21 protein-coding genes and 1 tRNA gene are annotated in these 23,380 nt (G+C 76.0%); 4 read left to right on the top strand and 18 right to left on the bottom strand.

Annotated elements, in window-relative coordinates:
- The first annotated feature begins 151 nt into the window (after positions 1 to 151).
- Positions 152 to 793: a LysE family translocator gene (locus ACFVN3_RS06870; protein WP_378231933.1), complete on the top strand. Its 642-nt coding sequence runs from the start codon at positions 152 to 154 to the stop codon at positions 791 to 793.
- A 110-nt stretch (positions 794 to 903) separates the two neighbouring features.
- On the opposite strand, the gene ACFVN3_RS06865 is transcribed toward ACFVN3_RS06870, so the two are convergent.
- The 3 genes from ACFVN3_RS06865 to ACFVN3_RS06855 form a co-directional block, all read right to left on the bottom strand.
- Positions 904 to 979, bottom strand: a tRNA-His gene (locus ACFVN3_RS06865).
- A gap of 76 nt (positions 980 to 1,055) precedes the next feature.
- A complete protein-coding gene (gene orn / locus ACFVN3_RS06860) occupies positions 1,056 to 1,700 on the bottom strand; it encodes an oligoribonuclease (RefSeq protein WP_378232072.1) in 645 nt (214 codons plus the stop codon).
- A gap of 187 nt (positions 1,701 to 1,887) precedes the next feature.
- Positions 1,888 to 2,037, bottom strand: a complete 150-nt coding sequence (locus tag ACFVN3_RS06855; protein ID WP_156533217.1) for a hypothetical protein — start codon at positions 2,035 to 2,037, stop codon at positions 1,888 to 1,890.
- Positions 2,038 to 2,245: 208 nt separating this feature from the next.
- Here ACFVN3_RS06855 and ACFVN3_RS06850 point away from each other — a divergent pair, with 208 nt between their 5' ends.
- The 3 genes from ACFVN3_RS06850 to ACFVN3_RS06840 are packed head-to-tail and all read left to right on the top strand — an operon-like array spanning position 2,246 to position 5,057.
- A complete protein-coding gene (locus ACFVN3_RS06850) occupies positions 2,246 to 2,992 on the top strand; it encodes a phosphatase PAP2 family protein (protein WP_378231930.1) in 747 nt (248 codons plus the stop codon).
- Between the two features lie 44 nt (positions 2,993 to 3,036).
- Positions 3,037 to 3,714 (top strand): ArsR/SmtB family transcription factor, encoded by a 678-nt coding sequence (locus ACFVN3_RS06845; protein WP_378231927.1) that lies wholly within the window; start codon positions 3,037 to 3,039, stop codon positions 3,712 to 3,714.
- Positions 3,711 to 5,057 carry an MFS transporter gene (locus ACFVN3_RS06840; RefSeq protein WP_378231925.1) on the top strand — a complete coding sequence of 449 codons (1,347 nt, stop codon included), beginning with the start codon at positions 3,711 to 3,713 and terminating at the stop codon, positions 5,055 to 5,057. The genes ACFVN3_RS06845 and ACFVN3_RS06840 overlap by 4 nt, the downstream gene beginning before the upstream one ends.
- A 115-nt stretch (positions 5,058 to 5,172) precedes the next feature.
- Here ACFVN3_RS06840 and ACFVN3_RS06835 read toward each other — a convergent pair whose 3' ends face one another.
- The 15 genes from ACFVN3_RS06835 to ACFVN3_RS06765 form a co-directional block, all read right to left on the bottom strand.
- Positions 5,173 to 5,772 (bottom strand): energy-coupling factor transporter transmembrane component T family protein, encoded by a 600-nt coding sequence (locus tag ACFVN3_RS06835; protein WP_378231923.1) that lies wholly within the window; start codon positions 5,770 to 5,772, stop codon positions 5,173 to 5,175.
- A complete protein-coding gene (locus tag ACFVN3_RS06830; protein ID WP_378232070.1) occupies positions 5,769 to 6,446 on the bottom strand; it encodes an energy-coupling factor ABC transporter ATP-binding protein in 678 nt (225 codons plus the stop codon). The genes ACFVN3_RS06835 and ACFVN3_RS06830 overlap by 4 nt, the downstream gene beginning before the upstream one ends.
- A 131-nt stretch (positions 6,447 to 6,577) precedes the next feature.
- Positions 6,578 to 7,774, bottom strand: a complete 1,197-nt coding sequence (locus ACFVN3_RS06825; protein WP_378231921.1) for a thiolase family protein — start codon at positions 7,772 to 7,774, stop codon at positions 6,578 to 6,580.
- Positions 7,771 to 9,279 (bottom strand): class I adenylate-forming enzyme family protein, encoded by a 1,509-nt coding sequence (locus tag ACFVN3_RS06820; protein ID WP_378231919.1) that lies wholly within the window; start codon positions 9,277 to 9,279, stop codon positions 7,771 to 7,773. Before ACFVN3_RS06820 ends, ACFVN3_RS06825 begins: the two co-directional genes overlap by 4 nt.
- A 19-nt stretch (positions 9,280 to 9,298) precedes the next feature.
- The gene (locus ACFVN3_RS06815) at positions 9,299 to 9,925 is read right to left on the bottom strand and encodes a biotin transporter BioY (protein ID WP_378232069.1); all 627 of its coding nucleotides are present in this window, start codon (positions 9,923 to 9,925) and stop codon (positions 9,299 to 9,301) included.
- Between the two features lie 320 nt (positions 9,926 to 10,245).
- Positions 10,246 to 11,172, bottom strand: coding sequence for an FHA domain-containing protein (locus tag ACFVN3_RS06810; RefSeq protein WP_378231917.1), 927 nt, complete (start codon positions 11,170 to 11,172; stop codon positions 10,246 to 10,248).
- Positions 11,169 to 12,452, bottom strand: coding sequence for a VWA domain-containing protein (locus ACFVN3_RS06805; protein WP_378231915.1), 1,284 nt, complete (start codon positions 12,450 to 12,452; stop codon positions 11,169 to 11,171). Before ACFVN3_RS06805 ends, ACFVN3_RS06810 begins: the two co-directional genes overlap by 4 nt.
- 94 nt (positions 12,453 to 12,546) lie before the next feature.
- On the bottom strand, positions 12,547 to 13,845 hold the full coding sequence (locus tag ACFVN3_RS06800) for a PP2C family serine/threonine-protein phosphatase (RefSeq protein WP_378231913.1): 1,299 nt from the start codon (positions 13,843 to 13,845) through the stop codon (positions 12,547 to 12,549).
- The gene (locus ACFVN3_RS06795; protein WP_378231911.1) at positions 13,842 to 16,199 is read right to left on the bottom strand and encodes a tetratricopeptide repeat protein; all 2,358 of its coding nucleotides are present in this window, start codon (positions 16,197 to 16,199) and stop codon (positions 13,842 to 13,844) included. Before ACFVN3_RS06795 ends, ACFVN3_RS06800 begins: the two co-directional genes overlap by 4 nt.
- Positions 16,196 to 17,302: a hypothetical protein gene (locus tag ACFVN3_RS06790; protein WP_378231909.1), complete on the bottom strand. Its 1,107-nt coding sequence runs from the start codon at positions 17,300 to 17,302 to the stop codon at positions 16,196 to 16,198. The genes ACFVN3_RS06795 and ACFVN3_RS06790 overlap by 4 nt, the downstream gene beginning before the upstream one ends.
- On the bottom strand, positions 17,299 to 18,318 hold the full coding sequence (locus tag ACFVN3_RS06785; protein WP_378231907.1) for a glutamate ABC transporter substrate-binding protein: 1,020 nt from the start codon (positions 18,316 to 18,318) through the stop codon (positions 17,299 to 17,301). Before ACFVN3_RS06785 ends, ACFVN3_RS06790 begins: the two co-directional genes overlap by 4 nt.
- Positions 18,315 to 19,661, bottom strand: coding sequence for a hypothetical protein (locus tag ACFVN3_RS06780; protein WP_378231905.1), 1,347 nt, complete (start codon positions 19,659 to 19,661; stop codon positions 18,315 to 18,317). Before ACFVN3_RS06780 ends, ACFVN3_RS06785 begins: the two co-directional genes overlap by 4 nt.
- On the bottom strand, positions 19,658 to 21,397 hold the full coding sequence (locus ACFVN3_RS06775) for an AAA family ATPase (protein WP_378231903.1): 1,740 nt from the start codon (positions 21,395 to 21,397) through the stop codon (positions 19,658 to 19,660). The genes ACFVN3_RS06780 and ACFVN3_RS06775 overlap by 4 nt, the downstream gene beginning before the upstream one ends.
- Complete coding sequence (locus tag ACFVN3_RS06770) at positions 21,394 to 21,966, bottom strand: hypothetical protein (RefSeq protein ID WP_047233197.1); 573 nt, start codon at positions 21,964 to 21,966, stop codon at positions 21,394 to 21,396. The genes ACFVN3_RS06775 and ACFVN3_RS06770 overlap by 4 nt, the downstream gene beginning before the upstream one ends.
- A gap of 77 nt (positions 21,967 to 22,043) precedes the next feature.
- A complete protein-coding gene (locus tag ACFVN3_RS06765) occupies positions 22,044 to 23,261 on the bottom strand; it encodes a toxic anion resistance protein (protein ID WP_087471651.1) in 1,218 nt (405 codons plus the stop codon).
- Between the last annotated feature and the right edge of the window lie 119 nt (positions 23,262 to 23,380).

Below are 23,380 nucleotides of genomic sequence, written 5' to 3'. Positions count from 1 at the left end.
CCGAGCGCATTGCCACGCGTCCACCGACCGTACGTCGAACCACCGACACGTCGCACTCGCACCGGTACGTCGGCTTCGCGCCGTCGGGCGCTCGGCACGGCACCGAGGTATCTCTCGTGACGTGCGTCACGCATCGGCCTATCGTGGCGCTGTGCCGCACCTCGACTCCCTGCTCGCCTTCGCGCTCGCCTCGCTCGTGCTCGTCGTGATCCCCGGTCCGAGCGTGCTCTTCGTCGTCGGCCGGTCGCTCGCGCTCGGGCACCGGGGCGGGGTGCTGAGCGTCCTCGGCAACGAGCTCGGGGCGCTGACGCTCGTCGCCGCCGTGGCGCTCGGGGTCGGGACCGTCGTCGCGACGTCCGTCGCGGTGTTCACGGTCGTCAAGCTCGTCGGTGCGGCCTACCTCGTCTACCTCGGCGTCCAGGCGGTCCGGCACCGGCGGGAGGGAGCCGTCGCCGTCGCGGTCGTGCCCGTGCGCGAGCCGTGGTGGCGCGTCGTGCGGCAGGGCTACGTCGTCGGGGTGACGAACCCGAAGACCATCGTGTTCTTCGTCGCCGTCCTGCCGCAGTTCACGGACTTCCACGCCGGGCGCGTGCCCGCCCAGATGATGGTGCTCGGGCTGGTCTTCACGGTGATCGCGTTCGTCTGCGACAGCGCGTGGGCGCTCGCGGCGGGAGCCGCACGGTCGTGGTTCGCCTCCTCGCCGCGCCGCCTGAGCGCGGTCCGCGCGACGGGCGGCGGCATGATGATCGGCCTGGGCGGGGTGCTCGCCGTCGCCTCGCACCGCACGACCTGAGCACGGACGGCTGCGGCCCGGCGCGTCGTCGTACGGGTCGCGTCGGAACGCGGAAAGGCCCCGGGCCGACGTCGAGGACTCCTCGACGCGGGCCCGGGGCCTCGTCCGTCTGGGGTGAGTAACGGGACTTGAACCCGCGACCCCCTGGACCACAACCAGGTGCTCTACCAGCTGAGCTATACCCACCATGACCGGCGCGTGAAGCACCGGCCGTCGAAAAGTGTACCTGGTTCCGGAGGGGCTCCCGGACCGCTTTTCGAGGTCAGGAGTCGGCGGACCCTGTGACGGTGGCCACGGAGGTCGCGGCGTCGTCGTCGGCGGGTCGGGTCCGGCCGCGCGTGACGCTCGTCGCCACGACCTGCTCGGCGACCTTGCGCGCCGTCGCGGAGTCGGGACCGGGCTGGGGGACGAACACGGCGGCGCGGTAGTAGCGCAGCTCGTCGATGCTCTCGAGGATGTCTGCGAGCGCGCGGTGACCGCCGTGCTTCTCCGGCGACGAGAAGTAGGCGCGCGGGTACCAGCGGCGCGAGAGCTCCTTGACGGACGACACGTCGATGATCCGGTAGTGCAGGTGGCTCATGAGCGCGGGCATGTCGCGGTCCAGGAAGCCCTTGTCGGTGCCGACGGAGTTGCCGGCCAGCGGTGCCTTGCCCGGCTCGGGGACCCACGTGCGGACGTAGTCGAGGACGCGCTGCTCGGCCTCGGCGAGCGTCAGGCCCTCGTCGAGCTCGTCGAGCAGCCCGGAGGTCGTGTGCATCTGGCGGACGAAGTCGCCCATCTGCTCGATCGCCTCGGCCGGGGGCCGGACGAGGACGTCGACCCCGTCGCCGAGCACGTTGAGCTCGGAGTCGGTGACGACGGCGGCGACCTCGACGAGGGCGTCGGCGCCCAGGTCCAGCCCGGTCATCTCGCAGTCGATCCAGACGATGCGTTCGTTCGCGTTCACAGGACTCACGGGCCACAGCCTAGCCGCGGCGCGCACGACGAAGGCCCCGGCTGTCCGGTCCACGGGGGTCCGGACGGTCGGGGCCTTCGGCGAGGTGCGCCGTCGCCTGTCGGGGAGGGTCCCCGGCCCGGCGAGCGGTCGGTGCGCGTCATGCGGTACGGCGCGGCAGGCGGGCCTGCCGGGTGTTCGCCGGGACGCGGGTCGTGGTGCGGCGCAGCTGCGACCGGCGCAGGGTCTGCTCCTGCAGCTGCTCGCGACGGCTGAGGGCCGCCACGTCGTACGTGATCAAGGGATGCATGGTCTGCTCTCGTGACGCTGGGTTCGTGGGTCTGGCCGGACCCTCCACCGCCCGGTACGGACCGGACGGACGTCACCGCGGTGTGGGTACATACGACCACGGTCGTCGTGGGCGGTGCATCCCTTTTTCGCCACGAGCGTCGGGGGCCGGGCGCACGACGGCGGCCGGCCGCGCTGCGCCGTCGGCTCGCCCTGCGTAGCCTCCGGGGATGAGCGCGGGGGACGGGCAGGCAGGCGGCACGACGGGCGAGCGGCGCGGCACGTCCGCGCGCGAGGTCCTCGCGAGCGTGTGGCCGGGCGTGCTCCTGGTGCTCGCCGGGGTCGCGGGATTCGCCCTCCTCCTCGACGCGGTCCGCGACCAGGAGGACCTGTGGCGGCTCGACGACTCGCTGCTCGCGTGGATGGTCGCGCACCGCACCCCGGTCGCTACGGGCGTCCTCACCGTGGTCACGACCGTGTTCGGCCCGTTCGTGCTCCCCGTCCTCGTCGCGGTGGGGTGCGTGGTGTGGGCGCGGCGCACGGGGACGTGGTGGGAACCCGGGCTGCTCGCGGGGGCCATGGTGCTCGCGACGCTGGTCTCGACGGTGCTCAAGGCGGTGGTCGCCCGGCCGCGACCGCCCGACGTCTCGATGGTCGTCGCCGGGGTGGAGCGGTCGTTCTCCTTCCCGTCCGGGCACACGATCGGGGCGGCGACGCTCGTCCTGGTGGGCGGCTACCTCGTGTGGCACCGCCATCACGACGCGCGGGTCCTCGCGGTCTGGGCGGCGGCCTCCGTGCTCGTGATCGGCACCGTCGCGCTGAGCAGGCTCTACCTCGGGTACCACTTCCTCACCGACGTCCTGGCGGGCCTGTCGCTCGCCGTGGCGGTGCTGGGGGTCGTGGTCGCGGTGAGCCGCGTCCACGACCTCGTGGTCGCGCGTCGTGCGGCTCCCGGAGCGACGGGCGATTCTCACTAAAGAACTCTTGCGCAAGAACTCTTTCCTGAACTAGCGTGGTCGGCATGAGCACGCCAGCCGATCCGCACGCCAGCCCGCCGGACGTCCCGGTCGTACCGACGAGCCCCGGCTCGGCGCCGTCGGAACGCCTCCCGCGCGGCCCGAGGCCCGAGCCGGGGCAGGTCGTCGCGACCGACCCGGCGACCATCCGGGCGCTCGCCCACCCGTTGCGCCTGCGGATCCTCGCGCTGCTCGACGACGAGGGCGAGGTCACCGCGACACGGTGCGCCGAGGTGACGGGCGAGTCCGTCGCGAGCTGTTCGTTCCACCTGCGGATGCTCGCCAAGTACGGGTACGTCGAGCCCGCGGAGCGGCGCGGCAAGGAGCGGCCGTGGCGCTCCGTCGGGCGCGGCCGTCAGACGAAGTTCGACCCCGACGTCCCGGAGTCCCTGCACGCCGCGGGCGCCGTGGCGACGCTCATGCTGGACCAGGAGACGGCGCGCGTCCGGGCGTGGCTCGCCGGGTCCGCCGCCGACGACCCGCAGTGGCTCCTCGCCTCGACGATGACCGGCGCGTCCTTCTACGCGACGCGCGAGGAGCTCGACGCGCTCGCCCGCGAGGTGGAGGCGCTCACGGACCGCTTCCGGGGGCGCTGGGACGACCCGTCGCTCCGTCCCGCGGGGGCACGTCGCGCGCGCCTCTTCTCCATCGTCAACGCCGACCTCCCGGAGGCCCCCCGATGAGCACGCACCCCGAGCCGACGGCCGTCACCGCCCGGACCGCGCCCGAGGACGTTCCCGCGGGGGCGCCGGAGACCGTCGCCGCGGCCGTTCCCACCGCTGCTCCCACCGCTGCCCGCGCCGGTGCCCCCGACAGCGTCCCGGACCCCCGCGCCGCGCTGCGCTCCCGCCCCTTCCGCCTCCTGTCGGTCGCGTGGGGGTTCACGAACTTCGCCGACTCGGTCCTCGCGATCATCCTCGCCGTGTGGGTGAAGGACCTCACCGGGTCCAACGGCGCGGCCGGGCTCGTGTTCGCGGCGCTCGGCCTGCCGGCGCTCGCGTCACCGCTCCTCGGCCAGCTCGCCGACCGGGTGTCGCGCCGTCGGATGCTCGTCGTCACGTACGTCGTCGGCGCGGTGAGCCTGCTCGCCCTCCTCGCGGTCCGCGGGCCCGAGCAGGTCTGGCTCGTCTTCGTGGTGACGGTCGTCTACTCGGGCGTCGGGTTCGCGACCGCGGCGGCCCAGGCGGGCCTCGTGCGCGACATGCTGCCGGACGAGGCGATCGCCCCCGCGAACGGTCGGCTCACGACCATCGACCAGGTCTTCCGCCTCCTCATGCCGGTCGTCGGCGCGGGCGCGTACGCGCTCGCCGGTGCCTGGCCGCTCGTGGTCGCGGCCTCGGTCGCGTTCGCGGTCGCAGGCACCGTGATCGGCCGTATCCGCCTCGTCGAGACGCCGCCGACCCCCGCCGCCGAGCGCGAGCCGTACCTGGCCGAACTGACGGCGGGCTTCCGCCACCTCGTGCGCACGGCACCGCTCGGCGTGCTCACGCTCGCGATGCTCGTCGCGTTCGCGGGCGTCGGGCTCCTGAACGCGGTCAGCCTCGCGATCGTCGAGGACGGGCTCGGTCTGCCTGCGGCGCTGCTGGGCCCGATCTCCTCCGTCCAGGCCCTCACCGCGATCGTCGCGGGTCTCACGGCGGCCCGTCTCGTCGCGCGGTGGGGCGCGCAGCGGCTCGTCGCCCTGGGACTGCTCGTGCTCGCGCTCGGCATCGTCCCCGCGACGGGGACGAACGTCGTGGCGATCGTCCTCGGGCTCGGCGCGGTCGGGCTCGGCGCGACGTGGTCCATCGTCGGCTTCGTCACCGAGCGCCAGCTCCGCACGCCTCCGGGCCTCCAGGGGCGCGTCGCCGCGGCGAGCCTGCTGCTCGTCAACGTCCCGCAGCTCGTGCTGACCGTGGTCGGCGCGGCCCTCGTGGGCGCCGTCGACTACCGCGCCCTGCTCGTCGTGACCGTGGTCGGCATCCTCGCCGCCGCGGTCGTCTCCCTCCGGGGCCGACGTGCCACCGGCGAACCTGCGGCCCGATGAGAGCGTCCTCTCCACGAGGTAGAGGTCTGGTACGGCGAGGTAGAGGTCTGGTCCTGACCACGGCACTACCTCGCGAGACCACGGCTCTCCCTCGGCACGACGGCGGGACGGGCCGTCAGTCGTCGAGGCCGCGGGCGCGCAGCGCGTCGCCGAGCGCGTCGGCCTGGCGCAGGGCGCCGACGACGAGCGGGACCGCGTAGGCGCGCACGTCGCGCTCGCGGCCCCGGGCCCGGCAGGCGTCGCGCACGCGCTGCGCCAGGGCGGCGACGACGGGGACGCAGCGCACGGCGAGCGACAGGACGAGGGCCGCGCGGTCGACGTCGAGGCCGAGGCGTCGCAGCGGCCGCAGCCCTCGCTCGATCGCGGCGAGGACGGCGGACGTCCGGGTCGTGAGCAGCACGAGCCCCGCGAGCGCCACGAGCGCGACGAGCCGGGTCGTGAGCACGACCGCGGGCACCGGCCCCAGGGCGAGCCACTGGACGGCGAGGAGCACGGGCACCACCACGCGCAGGGGCCGGACCTGGTCCCACGCCGCCCGCGGAACCACGCCCGCGACCGCGTAGAGCGCACCGACGACGAGGACCACCGCGCCGACCCCCGCCGGCGACGACACGAGGAGCACGACGGCCGAGGCCGCCGCGAGACCCACGAGCTTGGCCCCGGCCGGAGCCCGGTGCAGCGCCGACCGGCCCGGCCGGTACGTCCCCGGGGTCACGGCGACGCCCCGTCGACGAGGCGCAGGTAGTGCGCGACGGCGGGCCCCGGCTCGTCGTCCGCGACGACCCGCCCGTCGTCGACGACGAGCACGCGGTCCATCGCGTCCATGAGCGTCAGGTCGTGCGAGACGAGCACGACCTGCTGGGGGAGCGCCGCGAGCTCGGCGGCGAACCGCCGCGTGTTGCGCAGGTCGAGGAGCGTCGTGGGCTCGTCGGCGACGACGAGCCGCGGCCCGGCGGCGAGCACGGACGTGAGCGCGAGGAGCTGCTTCTGCCCGCCCGAGAGGAGGTGGGCGGGGTGGTCCGCGTGGTCCGCCAGGCCGCGCGCGGCGAGGGCAGCCCGCGCGAGCGCGTCGCGCTCGGCCGGAGCGTGGCTCCGCAGCGAGTACGCGACGTCCTCCGCGACGGTCGGCATGACGATCTGGGCGTCCGGGTCGGTGAACACGAACCCCACGCGCCGGCGGACCGCCGCGCCGTCGCGGCGGGTGTCGAGCCCGTCGACCAGGACGCGCCCCGACGTCGGCACGACGAGACCGTTGACCAGGCGCGCGAGCGTGCTCTTGCCGGAGCCGTTGGCCCCGACGATCCCCACGCGCCGCTCGCGCAGCGCCAGGTCGATCCCGCGCAGCACGTCCCGCTCGCCGAGGCGGACGTGCACGTCCTCGAGCCGGATCGCGCAGCCGGGCCCGGGCGTCTCCGGGCAGGTCGTACCCGACGCGCCGGTCCCGGCGGTCGCGCCGGGCGTCTCCACCGGGGCGCCCCCGACGGCGTCTCGTCGCCGCTGCCGGGCCCGGGCTCTCGCGATCACCGGACGACCTCCAGCACGGCCGCCACGCCCAGGCCGCCCCCGACCGCGGCCGTCGCGAGGCCGAGCGTCCCGGCCGGCGCGCCCGCGCGCACGAGCCGGGAGAACAGCCGCACGACCGACACGGCGCCGCTCGCGCCCCACGGGTGCCCGAGCGCGAGCGCGCCGCCGTCGGCGCAGACCCGCGCGTCGTCGTCGGGGTCGCCGAGCGGGTCGAGGCCGAGCGCGTCGGTCACCGCGAGGACCTGCGCGGCGAACGCCTCGACGACCTCGACCGCCGCGACGTCGTCGAGCCGCGCGCCCGCGCGGTCCAGCGCGGCGCGCACCGCGGGGACCGGGCCCCACCCGGGCAGCGCGGGGTCGCAGCCGACCGTCGCCGACGCGAGAAGGCGCAGGCCGGGGGCGCCGAGGCCGCGTCGGACGCGCTCGGGCACGACCGCGACGGTCGCCGCGCCGTCGCTCACCGGGCTCGCGGTGGCGGCGGTGACGGTGCCGTCGGACGTGAACGCGGGGGACAGCCGGGCGAGCACCGCGGCGTCGAGGCGCCGCGCCCGCTCGTCGCGCGCGAGCGACCTCCCCGGCCCGCCGACCCGGACGGTCTCGGCCGCGAACCGCCCGCCCGCGTGCGCCGCGAGGGCGCGCGCGTGGCTGCGCCGCGCGTAGTCCTCCTGGCGCTCCCGGGTCACGCCGCGGCGGCGCGCGAGCTCGTCGGCGGCCGCGCCCATGCCGGGGTCGGCCCACGGCGTCGGGGCGAACGCGGCCCGCGCGTACGGCACGTCGCCCCAGGCCGTGCGGTGGGCGCGGGCGGGGGCGCGCGACGCGCTCTCGGTCCCGCCGGCGAGGACCAGGCGGGCCTCGCCCGCGCGGACCTGCTGTGCGGCGAGGAGCACCGCCGCGAGACCGGAGGCGCACTGGCGGTCGACGGTGAGGCCGGGGACGGTGATGCCCAGGCCCGCGGCGAGCGCCGCGACGCGGGCGACGTTCCCGCCCGGCCCGGTGCAGCAGCCCAGCAGGACGTCCGCGACGTCGTCCTCGACCCCCAGCGCGCGCGCGTCGCCGAGCGTCGCGCCGAGAGCCGCGGCCGCGAGGTCGACCTCGGACAGCGACCGGTGCCCGTGCCCGGCCGTCCCGACCCACGTGCGGCGTGCCGCGACCACGACGGGCGCGTCGTCCGGCGTCCCCCGGGCCGGGCTCATCGCAGCGGCTCCAGGCCCGACCGCGCGGGCTCGGGCCCGCGCAGGGCCTCGCTCACGGCCCCGCGTGCGGGCTTGCCCGACGGGGTCCGGGGGAGGGCGCGCGTGCCGTACCAGCGCCGCGGCCGCTGCGCCGGGGCGAGCGCCGCACGCGCGACGCGCTCCAGGTGGGCGCGCAGCCCCGGCCGGTCGTCGCACTCCACGACCGCGCTCACGACCGCGCCGAGGCGGCGGTGTGCGGTCCCGAGGACGACGACGTCCCGGACGCCCGGCACGGCGCGCAGCACGACCTCGACGTCCTCGGGCACGACGGTCGACCCTCCGGTGAGGATCGCCCCGTCCCCGCGGCCGCGCAGCACGAGAGCGCCGCGGGCGGTCCCACCGGCCGACGTCGCCGGCCACGGCACCGAGGCGGACCCTGACGAGGGCGCGGTGCCCGTCGCTGGCTCGGGCAGGGGGTCGGCGAGGTCGCCGACGGTGCTCCACGCGCCGTCGCGGCGCAGCGGGCCGGTGGCGCGCGCGAGGTATCCCCGCGAGACCCAGGGCGATCGGACCCAGACCTCGCCGACGCTCGCCGCGGGCAGCGGCCGCACGGCCAGGTCGACGCCCGGGAACGCGCGCAGCCCCGACCCGTCCGGGTCGTAGGCGACGAAGGAGAGCTCGACCGCGCCGTAGTACGCGAGCACGTCGATGCCGAGGGCCGTCGCGCGCGACCGCGCCCCCGGGGCGAGCGACGCGCCGCCGACGACCGCGTGCCGCAGCCGCGACGGCGCTCCCGCCGCGACGGCGTCGAGCACGTCGTCGAGGACCTGCGGCACGAGGTGCACGACGTCGCTGCTCGCGAGCGCGGAGGTCGTGGCCGCCGGGGTGCGCGTGAGGTACGCGCACGCGCCGACGGCGAGCGTGTGCACGGCGGCGAAGCAGTAGAGCGACGACGCGAGGGGCCCGGGGACGAGCACGGTGTCCGTGGGGCGCAGGCCGAGGAGCCGTGTGACGTCGTCGAACGACCCCGCCCACGACGCGCGGGTGCGCACGACCGCGCGCGGCCGGCCCGTGCTGCCCGACGAGAAGCCCGCCCACGCGAGGTCGTCCGGGGCGGGCACGTGGCCCGTGCCGGGGCTCGCACCCCCCTGCGGGACGAGCCCCGGCACGAGGTCGGGGACGGCGCCGGTCCCGCGCGGCAGCGGCACCTCGACGAACGTGCGGGGGGCCAGCGTGCGCAGGACCTCCGCACGGTGCGCGCGCGGCCACGCCGGGTCGCACACCAGCGGCGTCGCGCCCGCGTGGTCGGCGGCGAGGACCGCCGTCAGCAGGTCCAGCGGGTCGGGCAGCGACACGGCGACGAGGTCGCCGGGACGCGTGCCCGTCGCGATGAGGTGCGTCGCACCCGCGCGCACGTCCGCGGCGAGCGCGGCGTAGGTGCGCGACCGCTCGGGGGTGCGCAGGGCGGGACGGTCGCGCACCGCCGGGTCGGCGGCGTGCGTCAGGACCTGGTGGGCGACGGGCACGCGGACACTCTCGCAGGTGTCAGGAGAAGGCGGGGTCGGCGGCCGCGGGACGGCCTGCGGGGCGGCCCGACCGCCGCGCGGCCGGGTAGGCACGCACGACGCCGACGGTGATCGCCGCGGCGGCCAGCGCCTTGAGGACGTCGCCGGGCACGAACGCGAGGGAGAGCTGCGCGGTGGTCGCGAGCGGCACCCCCGTGACGAGCGACTGGACCGGCACGCCGAACGCGTAGACCACCGCGACCCCGCCGACGAGGCACGCGACGAGCACGCCGACGAACGTCACCCGGCGCAGCCGGTCGACCAGCCAGCCCACGACCGCCGCCCCGACGAGGAACCCGACCAGGTAGCCGGCGGACGGGCCGACGAACGCCCCGAGGCCGCCGCGCCCGCCCGCGAGGACCGGGAGCCCTGCCGCCGCGAGCGCGAGGAACGTCGCGACGGCGAGCGCGCCGCGCCACGCGCCGAGGATCGTGCCGGCGAGCATGACGCCGAGCGTCTGGAGGGTGATCGGGACGGCGTTCCCGAACAGCGCGACCGACCCGGGCATGCCGAGCGCGGCGATCAGCGCCGCGAACGTGGCGACGCGCGCGGCGTCGGCCGCGTCGAGAGCGAACCGCCCGCGGCGTGCGGGTTCCCCGGCGGCCATCGCGGCGCGGGCGGGCGTCGGGCTCTCGGTCACGGTGTCGTGCGGGGCGTCGGTCACGTGCGGCTCCTCGGTCGGGTCCGGGGTCGGGTGCGGGGTCAGACGGCGACGACCGGCTCCCCCTGCGGGTGACCGCCTGCGCCGTCGACCCCACTCTCCCGTCCCCGACGCCCGCCGGGCGACGCGCGGCGCGACCACGCGGTGCGCGGATCGTTGCCGGTTCGCACAACCGGTTGGAGGTTCCGCACAACGCGTCCGGGACACGGCGACGCCCCGCCCGGAGGAAACCTCCAAGCGGGGCGTCGATGGTGCGGGGGAGCGGGTCAGACCTCGCCCGGGAGCGCCTTGCGGACGACGAGGCGCGTCCACGCGCCGAGGTACACGCGGTCGCCGTCGGACAGCTCGCGTCGCTGCCCGGCGGGGATCGGGTCGGTCGGCAGCGGTTCGCCCGCGGGGCTCACGTAGGTCCCGTTCGACGACTGGAGGTCCTCGACCCACCACCGCTGGCCGTCCGTGCTGAGCTGGCAGTGCCGTCGGGAGACGCCCGTGTCCGCGCCGCAGTCGACCTGCGGGTGGATGCCCCGCGACACCGACGGGCGTCCGACGAGCACGCTGCGCTCGCGCAGCACGACGAGGCCGGGGAGGCCCGCCGAGGGCATCGGGTCCTCGGGCTGCTGCGCCGTGTACCAGTCGGGGTCGATCCAGATCTCCACGACCCACTGGTCGGGCCCGGGGACCGGCGGCGTCGGCAGGTGGGTGCCCGACGTCGCGGGCTCGCCCGGGGCGGCCGGCTCGCCCACGGCGCCCGCGCCGGGTGCGGTGGGCGCGGCCGAGGCGGGCAGCGGGGGCGGCGTCGACGACGACGCCGGCGTCGCTGCGGAGGCCGGCAGCGGGGGCGGCGTGGACGCCGAGGGCGTGCCCGGGACGGGGGCCGCGGGCGGCGTCGGGCGCGACGGCGGGTCGAGCGAGAGCGCGGACGGGGGCTCGACCGGGTCGGGCAGAGAGCCCGTCGTGAAGTCGTAGCCGCAGTTCTCGCAGAACAGCGCGCCGCCGGGCGCCGGGGACCCGCAGTTGGGGCACTGGACGGGCTGTGTCGTCGCGGGCGCGGCCGAGGCGCCGCCCGGCGCGGGCGTCGAGCCGCTCGGCGCGGACGCGGCCGGGGTCGACGCGGCGCCGATCGGCTCGCCGCACACGTCGCAGTAGTCGGTCGACTCGGACGGGTGCCCGTTGGGGCAGACGACGGCGCTCACCGGCGGACCCGCGTCGTCTTCGTCGAGGCGGTGTCGAGGGCCATCTCGTCGAGGGCCGAGGTGTTGCGCTTGAGGCGCACGGTCCCCTGCTCCTCGCTGTCGATGTCGACGACCTTGCGCAGCCGCGACGTCGCCTCCTCGTTGCCGGTCTGCTGGGCGAGCTGCACGGCGCGCCCGAGCTTGACGGTCGCCGTCGCCTCGTCGCCCGACGCCTTGGCCGCGAGGCCCTCCTGGATGGCCGCGGCGAGCTCGGTCTGGCCCGTGTAGTGCGCGACCTCGGGGTTGATGCGCGTGGTGAGCGACTCGTCGTCGGACCACTTGGCCTTGACCAGGCCGGAGGAGACGACCTCGCCGTTGACCGCGAGCTGGACGCGTGCCGCGAGCTGCTCGGACCCGACCGGCTTCGACGCGACGCGCACGGCGACGTGGTAGTCGCGCGACTCGTCGCCCCACGAGCCGGTCGGGTAGGAACCGGTGAGCGGGTTGACCTCGGCGCGGCGGTGGGTCAGGTCCTCGACGGTCGGCGCGACCTGCCGGACGAAGAGCACCTGGGAGCCCTGCGGGGCCCAGACGCGGAGGTCGGCCGAGGCCACGCCGCGGGCCATGGAGGCTTGCATGAGCTTCTCGAAGTCCGCCGCGATCTCGTTCGGGTCCGCGATGAGGTCCACCGTGCCGAGCAGCGCGGTCGAGATCTCGCGCAGCTCGTCCACCTGCCAGCGCGAGCCGACGCCGCGCGCGTCGCACTGGAAGTGGCCGGTGACGTCACGCACCGCGGCGGAGAGGTTCGCGCGCGGCTCCGACTCGTTCTTGCCGTCGGTGAGGAGGATCGCGTGCCGCTGGGCGGCCTGCGGGACGGTCGCGAAGAGCTGGTCCGCGAGGCGCAGCCACGTGCTCATCGCCGTGCCGCCGCCGGGCGTGAGCATCGAGATCGCGCGCTTCGCCTCGGCGCGCGCGCCCGGCTCCATCTGGACCATCGCCATCCGGGCGTTGGGGTAGGGGAAGACGCGGTTGGCGACGTGGCTGCCGCCGACGATCGCGAACCACGTACCGTCGAGGATCTGGTCCACGGCCACCTGGGCCGCGTGCTTCGCGGCCTCCATGTTCCGGCCCGACATCGACCCGGACGTGTCGACCATGATGATCTCGGCGACCCCGCCCGCGCCGCCGACGCTCCCCGCGCTCCCGGCCCCCGTGCACGTCACGGTGACGATCGCGTGGACGTCCGTCGCGCCCTCGGACAGGAACTCGTTCTGGTAGACCTCGGCGGCGAACTCGGCCATGGGGGCTCCTTCGGTGGTGCGGGTGTTCGTGCAGGCTATCGGGTCGTGGGCGGGTCGCGCGTGGGTGGGGTCGCACCGCGGCGCGGGGCCCGCGTCAGGTGGTGGGGATCGTCGTCTCGAGGTCCGGGTCGAGCTCCGGGGAGTCCGGGTCCGAGGACCGGTCGAACCGCGCGAGCGTCGCCGTGATGTTGTCGCGGCCGCCCTGGGCGTTCGCCCAGTCCACGAGAGCGCCCGCCACCGTCTGCGGGTCGTGGCCGACCCGCTCCTGGACGGCGTGGAGCAGCGCAGCGAGGTCGGCGGCCGGGGAGCAGTAGTTCCACAGGCCGTCGGAGCACACCAGCACCCAGCCGTCGCGGTCGGGGAACGTCGCGGCCGTCCGCGCTACGGGGTCCGGGGCGTCGGGGCCGAGCCAGCGCGTGATCGCGTGGGCCTGGGGGGAGCTCTCCGCCTGGGCGCGGGGGATGCCCTGCGCCATCATCTCCTGCGCCCACGAGTCGTCGACGCTGAGCTGGTGCGCCTCGCCCGTGTCCGGGATCCAGTAGGCGCGCGAGTCGCCCACCCAGCCCGTGACGACGAGCGGGCCGTCCACGACGGCGGCGACGAACGTGCACGACGGCGGGTTCTCGCGGTCGGCCATCGCGCCGACGGTCGTCAGGATTGCGTCCTGCGCGGCGCGCGAGGCGTCCCCGACGAGCGTCGACCAGGCGGCGACCCGCGCCGTCGGCTCGCCGACGACGGGGGAGGCCCCCTCCGGGGCTCCCGCAGCGAGCACGTCGCGCGCCGCCCGCGCGGCCGCGAGGCTCGCGACGTCGGAGTCGGGTGCGGAGGAGACGCCGTCGCACACGACGAGCGCGGCGAACGCCCGGTCCGCCGCGGCGGACGGGCTGGCGGCGAGCGCCATCGCGTCCTCGTTGCGGGAGTGCCGCACGCCGCGGTCGCACACGCCGGCGACCCACGTCGCGGGCCGCTCGGCCCAGTGGTCGCGCTCGGAGGCGGCCGGCTCGCCGCACTCGGTGCAGTACCCGTCGTCGGCGACGCGGCCACCGCAGCGCACGCACGGCCGGGCTCCGGTGCCCGGCGCGGTCGCGCCGCTCAGCGGGGAGCCGTCCGGGTGCGCGGCCGAGCCGTCCGGCGGCACGAGTCGTTCCGCCCCGGGACCGGCCGACGCGCCGCCCGCCGTGTCCCCGTCCTGCGGGCCCCCGTCTTCCGGGCTCCCGGTCTGCGGGAGCGGGGCGAGCGGCGTTCCGCACGCCTCGCAGAACCGCGCACCCTCGGGCGACGGCTCGCCGCACGCGGGGCACGCGAGCACCACGGGCTGCGCCGGGGCGGCCTGGCCGGGGACCGTCAGCTCGGGCACGGCCTTGCCGGGCACGGGTGCTGGGGCGTCGCTCATCGGACCGTCCACCGTCGCACCTCGTTCGCGCGGTCGACGAGCGTGATGCGCTCGTCGCGCGAGTCCGTGAGCGTCGCGAGCTCGCGGTACGCGCCCTCGAGGGCGTCGCGCAGCGCAGGCTCGTCGGCGGGGACGCCCGCGATCCGCGTCGTCGGCTCGGGCCCGGACCGCGTGACGGTCTCGAGCGCGGAGCGCAGTACGCCGACCGAGAGCTCGGCACGCTCGCGCGGCGCGATCGACACCGCCGCGACGCTCGCCATCGCGTCGGCGAGCGCGGGCAGCCCCCGACCCGACTCGGCGAGCAGGTGCGCGCGCAGGGTGCGGGACTCGACGTACGACCCGCGCGTCGGCCCGACGAGGTCGAGCGCGTGCAGCGCCCCGTCGAGGTCGCCGCGCGCCTCGCGGATGCGCATGAGCCCGAACGCGGCGGGCGCGGTGTAGTTGGCGTCGGTGCGGGCGCAGATCACGTAGAGCGACTCCGCGATGTCCGGCTCACCGCTCAGCTCGCAGGCCGCGGCGAGCGCGAGCTTGGGCGCGAGCTCGCCGGGCACCTGGCCGTAGACCGCGTTGAAGGAGGCGCGCGCGGCGACAGGGTCGCCCTGGGCGAGCTCGCCCAGGCCGCCGAGCCACGCGGCGCGCCACTCCCACGGGTCGTCCGCGAGGATCGTGCCGATCGTGCCGCGCAGCACGTCGAAGCGGCCCGCCTCGATCGCCGCGCGGGCGCGCGCGAGGTGCACCTCGACGGTGTCCTCGGGCGCGTCGGCGAGCGCGGCCAGGCGCGCGTCCGGGTCGACGACGTTGACGCCGGCGAGCCAGCTCGCCATCGGGTCGTGGTCGTCGCGGCGCAGCGTGGGGAGCTCGTCCCACGCGAGCGGCCGGGCCGCCACGTCGGCGACCGGGGCCTCGAACAGCACCGACGCCGCCGAGTGCAGCGCCGGGTTGCCCGGTCCCGCGTCGGCGGCCACGACCTCGCGCAGCACCCCGAGGAGCTGGGTGCGCATCTCGTCGGCGGTCGCGAAGCGGTCCGCCGGGTCGAGCGCGCACGCCTTGGCGAGCAGGCGGTAGAACGAGTCGTACTGCTGGAACACCGGCGTGTCCGCGACCGGTGGCAGCGACGCGACGTACGTCGTCGTGTTGCCGCGGAAGTCGAGCACGAGCGTCGCGAGCGTGCGCCCGATCGTGTAGATGTCAGAGGCGACCGACGGGCCGACCTCCGCCACCTCGGGTGCCTGGTACCCGACGGTCCCGAAGATCGCCGACGTGAGGTCGTCGCTGCGCCGCACGCCGCCGAGGTCGATGAGCTTGACCCCGTCGCCCTGCTGGATGACGTTCTCCGGCTTGAAGTCGCAGAACAGCAGGTTGTGGTCGTGCAGGTAGGCGAACGCGGGCAGGATCGCGAGCACGTAGGCGAGCGCCTGGTCCACCGGCATCGGGTCGATCGCGCCCTTGTTGGCGTCCCGGCGGTCCTGGAGGATCTCCTTGAGCGACTCGCCGCCGACGTACTCCATGACGGTGTAGCCGGCGCCGTCGTGCATGGCGAAGTTGTAGATCTCGACGATGAGCGGGTGCTCGACCTCCGCGAGGAACTGCCGCTCGGAGATCGCGGCCGCGTACGCGTCCGGGTCGCCCGAGTTGAGCAGGCCCTTGAGCACGACCCACCGGCCCGACACGTTCTGGTCGCGAGCCAGGTAGATCCAGCCGAGGCCACCGTGCGCGAGGCAGCCGACGACCTCGTACTGCCCACCGACCAGGTCGCCCGGCTGGAGCTGCGGCGTGAAGTCGAACCGGTTGCCGCAGTGGGGGCAGAAGCCGGACGTGCGGCCCGGCTGCCCGTCGCGACCGCGGCCGACCTTCTCGCCGCACGCGGGGCAGAACCGCTTGCGCTCCGCGACCTCGGGCACGGCCATGACGGACTGGAGCGGGTCGCGCGCGGGGACGGACGGGACGGTCGTCAGGCCCGCGCCGAGGCCGCGCCCGCGCAGGCGCGTCGAGGACGTGCCGACGCGTCGCGTCGCCTTCGAGCCGGTCGCGGCGGTGCGCGCCGAGCCGAGCGCGGCCGTGGCGAGGCGGCTCGAGCTCGTGCGGCCCGTGCGGGTCGAGCGCTCGGCGTCGGGGTCCGCGCCCGCGGCCGACCCGGTCCCGGGGCGACCCTGGACGAAGCCGGTCCCGAGCATCGCGGACGGCGACGCGGCAGCGGCCGTGCCCGGCGCCGGCGCGCCGGTGGTGCCGGTCGAGGTCCCCGTCGGCGTGCCGCCGGAGCCGCCCGCGGGCGCGCCGCAGACGTTGCAGTAGCCGTCCTCGATGGTGCCCGGGCAGCCGGGCTCCGAGCACGGGACGGTCGCGGTGGTGGTCACGACGACGCTCCTTCCGGGGTGGGCAGGTCGCGGGTGAGGAACTGGTACTGCTCGACGAGGAAGCGGGCGAGCGTCACGTCGCACGGGACGGCCTCGACGGCCTCGCGCGCCTCGACGTGTCCGGAGCGCACGGTGGGCGACGCCGAGCGCCCGTTGGCCCGAGCCTTCGCCGCGAGCCGCTCGAGGCTGTAGCGCAGCTCCGCACGCTCGCGGAGCGGGCGGGTGTAGGCGTCCTCGACGGTCTCGACGGCGCGGGCCACGGTCGCGAGCCGCGCCGTGTAGGCGTCGAGCTCGAACCGGGAGTCGGGGACGGGCCCGAGTCGCGAGACGTCGGGGACCGCGAGCCGCGGCGGGTGCGCGATCTCGCGCCGGCAGCGGGCGACGAGCTCGCGGAGCGCGGGCTCGCGGGCCTCGAGCGCGTCGCGCTGCTCCTCGGTCCGCGCGCGGTCGCGGCGCAGCTCGCGGCGCTGCGCCGACGCGACGATGAGGTCGCGCTCGGCCCGCGCGACCTCGGTCTCGAGCTCCGCGAGGGGGCCCGAGACGTCGGCCCCGCGCGCGGCCTGGGCGACGAGGTGGTCGAGGCGACCGCGCAGGGTCTCGACGCGGCCCCGCGCGTCCGCGTCGGAGCCCGCGAGGTCCTCGCAGCGCACGAGCTCGGCGCGGACGCCGCGCAGGCGCGCGACCTGGTCGGCCGTGTGCGGGTCGAACGACAGTCGCGTGCGGAGCTGGACGACGAGCGCGTCGCACAGCTTCACCGCCTCCACGAGCGAGACGAGCGCGGCGCCGGACCCGGAGTCGAGCCGGCCCCAGACGAGCTGGGAGATCTTCTCGCGCGCGACGGCGTCGGCCCTGCCCGAGTCCCAGACGGGCCGGATCTCGTCCGCGCGCGTGCGGATCGCCTGCCAGAGCGAGAGCGCGAGCACGAGGTCGGCCGTGTAGACGTCGGGCGTCGCGGCCGCCTGGGCGGCGGCGTCGAGCCGGTCGAGCTCCGTGCGCCGCTCGTCGAGCCAGGTCTCGAGCGCGGCGAGGTACGCCAGGAGGTCGGCGGCGGGGATCGCCTCGCCGAGCCGCCCCGGCGCCTCGGGTGCGGTCGTGCGGGTCACGGCGTCCGGCCGTACACCGCGGTCGGCGGGGCGGGTGCCGGGCCGAGGCCGCCGAGCCACTCGCCGTAGATCGCGGCCCAGCGTCCGTCGGACTTCAGCTGCTCCAGCACGCCGTTGACGAACCGCACCATGTCCACGTTCTGCGCGGGGACGCCGATGCCGTACGGCTCGTCGCTGATCGCCTCGCCGACGACCTTCGCGTACGGGTCCTGTGCCGCGAAGCCCGCGAGGATCGTGTCGTCGCCCGTGATCGCGTCGACCTTGCCCTGCTGGAACAGCACGAGGCACTGCGTGTGGGTCGTGGCCGGGACGGGCTCGATGCCGGCGAACTGCTCGAGGCGCGTGAGCGTCGTCGTGCCCTCGGGGGCGCACACGCGCTGGCCCTCGAGGTCCGCGATCCCGCCGGCGGTCGAGTCCCGCGAGACGAGCACCTTCTGGCCCGCGTGGTAGTACTCGGCCGAGAACGCGATGGACTCCCACCGCTCGCAGTTGATGGTGAACGCTCGCGCGACGAGGTCGACCTCGCCGTTCTCGAGCACCTCCAGGCGCTGGCCCGACGTGATCACGCGGAACGTGAGCCGGTCGGGGTCGCCGAAGATCGCGCGCGAGATCTCGTGGAGCACGTCGATGTCGAAGCCCTCGATCTGGCCCGACAGCGGGTTGCGCGCGCCCATGAGCAGCGTGTCGGCCGAGACACCCACGATGAGCGAGCCGCGGTCGCGGATCGCGGCCATGGTGCTGCCGCCGGGCAGGGCGTCGGGTCCGGGCAGCGCACCCTCGGGCGCGTACGAGGCGAGGGGGTCGGCGCACTCCGCGGGGGCGGCCGGTGCGGCCGGCGCCTCCTCGGCGGCCTCGTCCTGCGGCGCCTCGGTGAGACGGAGGTCGTCCGCGCCGGACGGACCCGAGCACGCGGCGAGCGCGAGCACCGCGGCGAGCCCTGCGGCGACGACGCCGCTGCGGCGCCGACGGGCACCGGCGCGACGGCTGCGGTCGGGGGTGGCGAGCGTCGTGGTCACCGGTACTCCTCCAGTCGTGCGGTCACGCCGCGCCACGCGAGCAGGGCGGCGACCAGGCCCGCGGCCAGCAGGAGCCAGCCGGCGACGGTCGCGGTCGTCGACGCGCCGTCGAGCCGCTGGCTCGTCGCGGCCGCGTTGGTCTCGATGTCGTCCCGCGCGGACGCGGAGAACGCGTCGAACGCGGCGTTGGGGCTCTCGGGGTCCGTCGCCGTGGCGAGGGCGACGGCGTCGTCCCAGTCTCCTGCGTCGTCGAGCGCGCGGATGTCCGCGTGCCGGGTGACCCACGCGTCGAGCGCCTGGGCGGTCGACCCGTCGAGGATCCCCTCGGACGCCGCGGTGTCGAGCCGCGCCGCGGCGTCATCCGTCGCCGTGACGAAGGCCTCCTCGTACGCCTGCCCGGACCCGCGCTTGATGAGCGTGAACGCCTCCATCGACTTCGCGTCGTTGGCGAGCGAGTACGCCTGGGACGCGGCGAGCGTCGCGGCGTAGGGACCGGTGCGGACGTCCTGCGCGCGCGAGCTCGCCTGGGCCAGCAGGACCGTCGACACGATGCCGACGACGAGCACGACGGCGGTGGCGACGGCGAGGCCGACGTTGAGCACGCGGTGCGTGCGGCGCGCGAGCCAGACCTGGCTCACGACGAGCACCGCGAGCGCGACGAGCCCGCCCGCGAGCACCCACAGCGCGTTGCGGACGCCGGAGAAGTCGGCGGCGACGCGGTCCGCGTCGTCGAGCACGACCTCGTCGAGCGCCGGGAGCATCTGCTCGCGCAGGATGGTCGACGCCTGGTCGAGGTACGCCGAGCCGACCGGGAAGCCCTGGCGGTTGTTGGCGCGCGCCTGCTCGACGAGGCCGGTGTAGACCGTGAGGTCGGCCGCGACCTGGCCGAGCAGCTCCGCGTCGCCCTCGTTGCTCCCGGAGAGCGTGGCGAGCCCGCTCGCAGCCTGGTCGACGAGGTCGTCGTACCGGGCACGCTGGTCGGCGGGCTCGAGGCCGCCGACGAGGAACGCGCCGGTCGCCGTCGCGTCCGCCGCGACGAGGGCGTTGCGGACCTCCTGGACCCCGACGAGCTGCGCGGTGTCCTCGCTCGCGGCCTCGAGCGCCCGGGACTGGACGCTGCCCGCCTGGAAACCGAGCACGCCGAGCGCGACGGCGGCGAGCACGCACAGCGCCATGACGAGCCGCAGCTTGCCGGGCGTGCGGCGGAGCGCGCCGCGGGCGCGGGACACGCCGGCGCTCGGTGCTCCGCTCGGGGTGCCGACCGGGCCGGGCGCGCTGCCCGGCGCGGGGCCGCCCGCGGGGACGATCTGCTGGCCCGCAGGGCGGACCGGGGTGGTCGTCATGCGTTCTCCTCGGCGGTGGAGGGGGCGGTCTCGGGCGCGTCGTCGGACGCGACGTCGGAGGACGGTGCGTCGTCGGTGGGGGCGCCCGGGGTCGGGGCGTCGTCCTGGGTGTCGTCGGCCACCGGCGGGTCGAGCGTGGCGAGGAGCGCGAGGGCGCCCTCGCCGTCGACCACGTCGACCGGCAGCAGGAGGCGGAGCTCGTCGATCGTCGGCGCCTCCGTGTCCTTGAGGCGCCAGGCGTGGCGCGCGATCGCGGCGTCGAGCACGTTGCGCGCCCAGCGCGCGTTGCCGAAACCCTCGGTGCGCGGCTGCGCCGCGGCGAGGCGCGCGAACACGTCGAGCGCCTCGGGCGTCGGCTCGAAGTCGGACTTCGCCGCCATGCCCGCGAAGATGTCGCGCAGCTCGGCGTCGGCGTAGTCCTCGAACGTGATGGTCGTGGAGAACCGCGACTCGAGGCCGGGGTTCGTGGCGAGGAAGTCCGCCATCGGCCCGGGGTAGCCCGCCACGATGACGACGAGCTCGTCGCGGTGGTCCTCCATGTCCTTGACGAGCGTGTTGATCGCCTCGGCGCCGTACTGGTCCTCCGCGAGCCCGTACGCCTCGTCGACGAACAGCACGCCGCCGAGCGCGGTGGCGACGACCTCGGACGTCTTCACCGCGGTCTGGCCCAGGTAGCCCGCGACGAGCTCGGAGCGGTCGACCTCGACGAGGTGGCCCTTCTCGAGCAGCCCGAGCGCGCGGTAGATGCCCGCGACGAGGCGCGCGACCGTCGTCTTGCCCGTGCCCGGGTTGCCGAGGAACACGAGGTGGCGCGTCAGCGTCGGGCGGGTCAGCCCTGCCTCGGTGCGCAGCTTCTCGACGCGCAGCAGCTCTGTCTGGCGATGGATCTCGTCCTTCACGCGGGTGAGGCCCGTGAGCGCGTCGAGCTCCGCGAGCAGCTCCTCGATCGAGCGGGGCGCCTCCTCCTCGACCGCGGCCTCGGTCGTCGTCGTCGCCGCGGGCTGCGTGGCGGTGGCGTCGGCGCCTCCCGCAGGCGCACCGACCGGCGTCGTGCCCGACGGCGCGGCGGGCGTGCCGGACGGCGCCGCGGTCGGGCGTGCGCCGAGCGCGTCGAGGATCGACTCGACGGACGGGACCTCGGGCGCGGTGCGGCGCAGCGCGTCGAGCGAGCCCTGCGCGGCGAGCAGGTCGCCGAGGTCGAACGGGTCCGCACCGCCGGTCGCCGGGCGTGCAGCGACTGGGCCGCCCGCGGCGGGCAGCGCCGTCGGGCCCGACGGCGCGCGACCGGCACCCGGGAAGGCTGCCGGTGCCGGTGCCGGTGCCGGTGCCGGGGCGCCGCCCGACTGCTGTACCGCGGCGGTGGCCGCGGCGGCCCCGGCCACGTGCGGGCCGGGGGAGCCGAGGCGCCCGGCCGCGCGCGCGACGTCGGCGAGCGCCCGCCCGTACGCGGCGGCGTGCTTCGATCGCGCCGCGCCGAGGGCGGCGAGGACGTCCGTCGGTGACGTGCGCCAGCGCCGGGCGCTCGACGCGGCGGTGAAGAACGCGCCCGTCGCCGCGGGGTCGTGCCCGAGCGCCGCGAGCCACGCCGCGGGCGCCCCGGGGGAGGACTCGGCGACGGCCGCCGCGAGGCGGGCGCCCTCGTCGCGCGCCGCCTCCTCGTCCACGCCCGCGGCGTGCGCCACGGCGTCGAGCGCGTCGAGCGCCGCAGCGAGGCTCGGGGTCACCGGGCCGGTCATGGCGCCTCCAGTCGTCCGGGCTCGGACGTCGGGCCGCTCGGCGGCTGGGGCGTGCCCTGGCCGGCCCCGGGGTCGAGCGCGATCGACGAGTCGCGGAACTTCTCCGCGAGGAACGCGCCGTGCGCGACGAGCGCCGCGGCGTCGGCGCGCGAGACCGCGTCGGAGATCTTGTCGAGCGTGACGCCGAGCAGGTCGAGCTGGTCGCACAGCAGCATGAGCGACGTCTTGCCTTGCGCGACGACCCGCCGGTCGGCGAAGTCGCGCGGCAGGCGCAGGTACGCGCCGACGGCCTCGGGCAGGTAGCTCGTGGCGGTCGCGACGACGGTGTGCGCCTGCTGGGACCCGCCACCGAGGCGGTCGAGGCGCGGCACCATCTCCTCGACGGTGCCGGTGATGCGGTGCACGCGCGCCGTGACGGCGGGCGGCACGCGCCCCTCGATCTGCTGCTCCACGCGCTCGACCGAGGCGAGGATCTCGGCAGACGTCGGCGGGGCGGGCAGCTCGAGCGCGGGCTCGGGCGCGGGGGACCGGCCGCCGAGGCGGCCGATCACGTCGGAGAACCAGCCCATCTAGCTCGGGGTCCGATCTGTGGTGCGGGAAGCGGCGGTCAGGCCGCGGGAGGACGGGGCGCGTACGTCGCCAGGGGTCACAGACGCCCGATGTCGAGCGAGCCGTTGCCGACCTGCGACTGGTCGGAGCGGCGCGCGCGGTCGAGGTACTCGTTCGCCTTGGTCGTCTCGGTCTCGAGCACGCCGATGGTCTGCGCCATGGAGTCGAGCGCCTGCGTCTTGAACGTCGAGATCGAGTCGAGCGTCGCGTAGATGTTCGCGAACGCCTGCTGGAGCTGCGGGAGCCCGACGGTCGCGCTCGCGGCCTGCTGCTGGATGCTCGCCGACTGGTCGGCCAGCATCTTCGAGGTCGAGGCGATCATGTTCGACGTCGTCGTGTTGAGCGCCGTGATCTGGTCGAGCACGAGCTTCTGGTTCGCGAGCGCCTGCGCCACGATGACGGCCGTGCGCAGCGCCGAGACCGTCGTCGTCGTCGCGCGGTCGACGCCCTTGATGAGCTCGACGTTGTTCTTCATGATGATGTCCATCGCGAGGTAGCCCTGGATGGACACCGCGAGCTGCGTGAGCAGGTCCTGGTGCTTCTGGCGGACGTAGAACAGCACGTCCTCGCGCAGCGCCTGGGCACGCTCGGGGTCGCTCGCCTCGAGCTCGGCGATCTTGGTGGAGAGCTCGGTGTCGAGCCGTTCGGCGATGAAGATGTACTGGTTGAGGCGCGCCATCGAGTCCCAGAGGTTCTGCTTCTCGAGGTTGAGGGCTGCGTTGTCCTTGCGGAGCTCGTCCTGGCCGTTGTAGAGCGACTGGACGATCGCGTTGAGCTGCTTCTGCGAGCTCTCGTAGCGGCGGAAGTAGTCCTGGAGCTTCCCGCCGAACGGGATGAGGCCCAGGAACTTCTTGCCCATGCTCGCCTCGCTGGGGTCGAGGTCCTCGACCGTGCGGCGCAGCTCGAGCAGCGACTTGCTCACCTTGGAGCTCTCGGAGACGCCGCCCTCGCGCAGCTCCCGGACCGGCATCTCGAGCATGCGGTTCGAGACGTCGGAGGCCGCGCGGATGTCCTTGTCGCCCATCTTGCGGATGTCGTCGGCCTTCGCCGCGAACTCGGGCGAGCGCGTGTCCGTCGCGAGGAGCTGGTCGAGGTAGGAGGAGACCTTCGACTGGAGGCCCGGGATCGCGGCCTCGTCGACGCGCGGCGCGAGCGACGGCGCCTGCGTGGTGGCGACGGGCTTGACGGGCTCCGGGGCGCTGAGCGTGAGCGTCTCCGTCGGGGCGGGGGGCTGGAGCGGTGCTGCCTCGGTCATGTCGGTCCTTCGCTCGTGCGTGCCGTCGGACGCCGTCGGTGGCGGGTGGGGGCGGCCCTCGCGAGCTCCCCCTCGACCCGGGCGAACCGGGCGGAACCGGCCTGCGCCGGTCGGGCGAG

Origin of the sequence: Cellulosimicrobium sp. NPDC057862 (assembly GCF_042797035.1) — a bacterium.
GTDB lineage: Bacteria > Actinomycetota > Actinomycetes > Actinomycetales > Cellulomonadaceae > Cellulosimicrobium.
The sequence above is the reverse complement of the archived record's forward strand: the minus strand, read 5'-3'. Positions and strand labels throughout refer to the sequence as shown.

Coding starts and splice junctions, on each gene's coding strand:
- ACFVN3_RS06775 (WP_378231903.1), bottom strand. CDS start 21,397: ATGACCGGCCCGGTGACCCCGAGCCTCGCTGCGGCGCTCGACGCGCTC.
- ACFVN3_RS06805 (WP_378231915.1), bottom strand. CDS start 12,452: ATGGCCGAGTTCGCCGCCGAGGTCTACCAGAACGAGTTCCTGTCCGAG.
- orn (WP_378232072.1), bottom strand. CDS start 1,700: ATGACCGGGCTGGACCTGGGCGCCGACGCCCTCGTCGAGGTCGCCGCC.
- ACFVN3_RS06855 (WP_156533217.1), bottom strand. CDS start 2,037: ATGCATCCCTTGATCACGTACGACGTGGCGGCCCTCAGCCGTCGCGAG.
- ACFVN3_RS06800 (WP_378231913.1), bottom strand. CDS start 13,845: ATGAGCGACGCCCCAGCACCCGTGCCCGGCAAGGCCGTGCCCGAGCTG.
- ACFVN3_RS06770 (WP_047233197.1), bottom strand. CDS start 21,966: ATGGGCTGGTTCTCCGACGTGATCGGCCGCCTCGGCGGCCGGTCCCCC.
- ACFVN3_RS06765 (WP_087471651.1), bottom strand. CDS start 23,261: ATGACCGAGGCAGCACCGCTCCAGCCCCCCGCCCCGACGGAGACGCTC.
- ACFVN3_RS06815 (WP_378232069.1), bottom strand. CDS start 9,925: ATGGCCGCCGGGGAACCCGCACGCCGCGGGCGGTTCGCTCTCGACGCG.
- ACFVN3_RS06845 (WP_378231927.1), top strand. CDS start 3,037: ATGAGCACGCCAGCCGATCCGCACGCCAGCCCGCCGGACGTCCCGGTC.
- ACFVN3_RS06840 (WP_378231925.1), top strand. CDS start 3,711: ATGAGCACGCACCCCGAGCCGACGGCCGTCACCGCCCGGACCGCGCCC.
- ACFVN3_RS06850 (WP_378231930.1), top strand. CDS start 2,246: ATGAGCGCGGGGGACGGGCAGGCAGGCGGCACGACGGGCGAGCGGCGC.
- ACFVN3_RS06825 (WP_378231921.1), bottom strand. CDS start 7,774: ATGAGCCCGGCCCGGGGGACGCCGGACGACGCGCCCGTCGTGGTCGCG.
- ACFVN3_RS06780 (WP_378231905.1), bottom strand. CDS start 19,661: ATGACGACCACCCCGGTCCGCCCTGCGGGCCAGCAGATCGTCCCCGCG.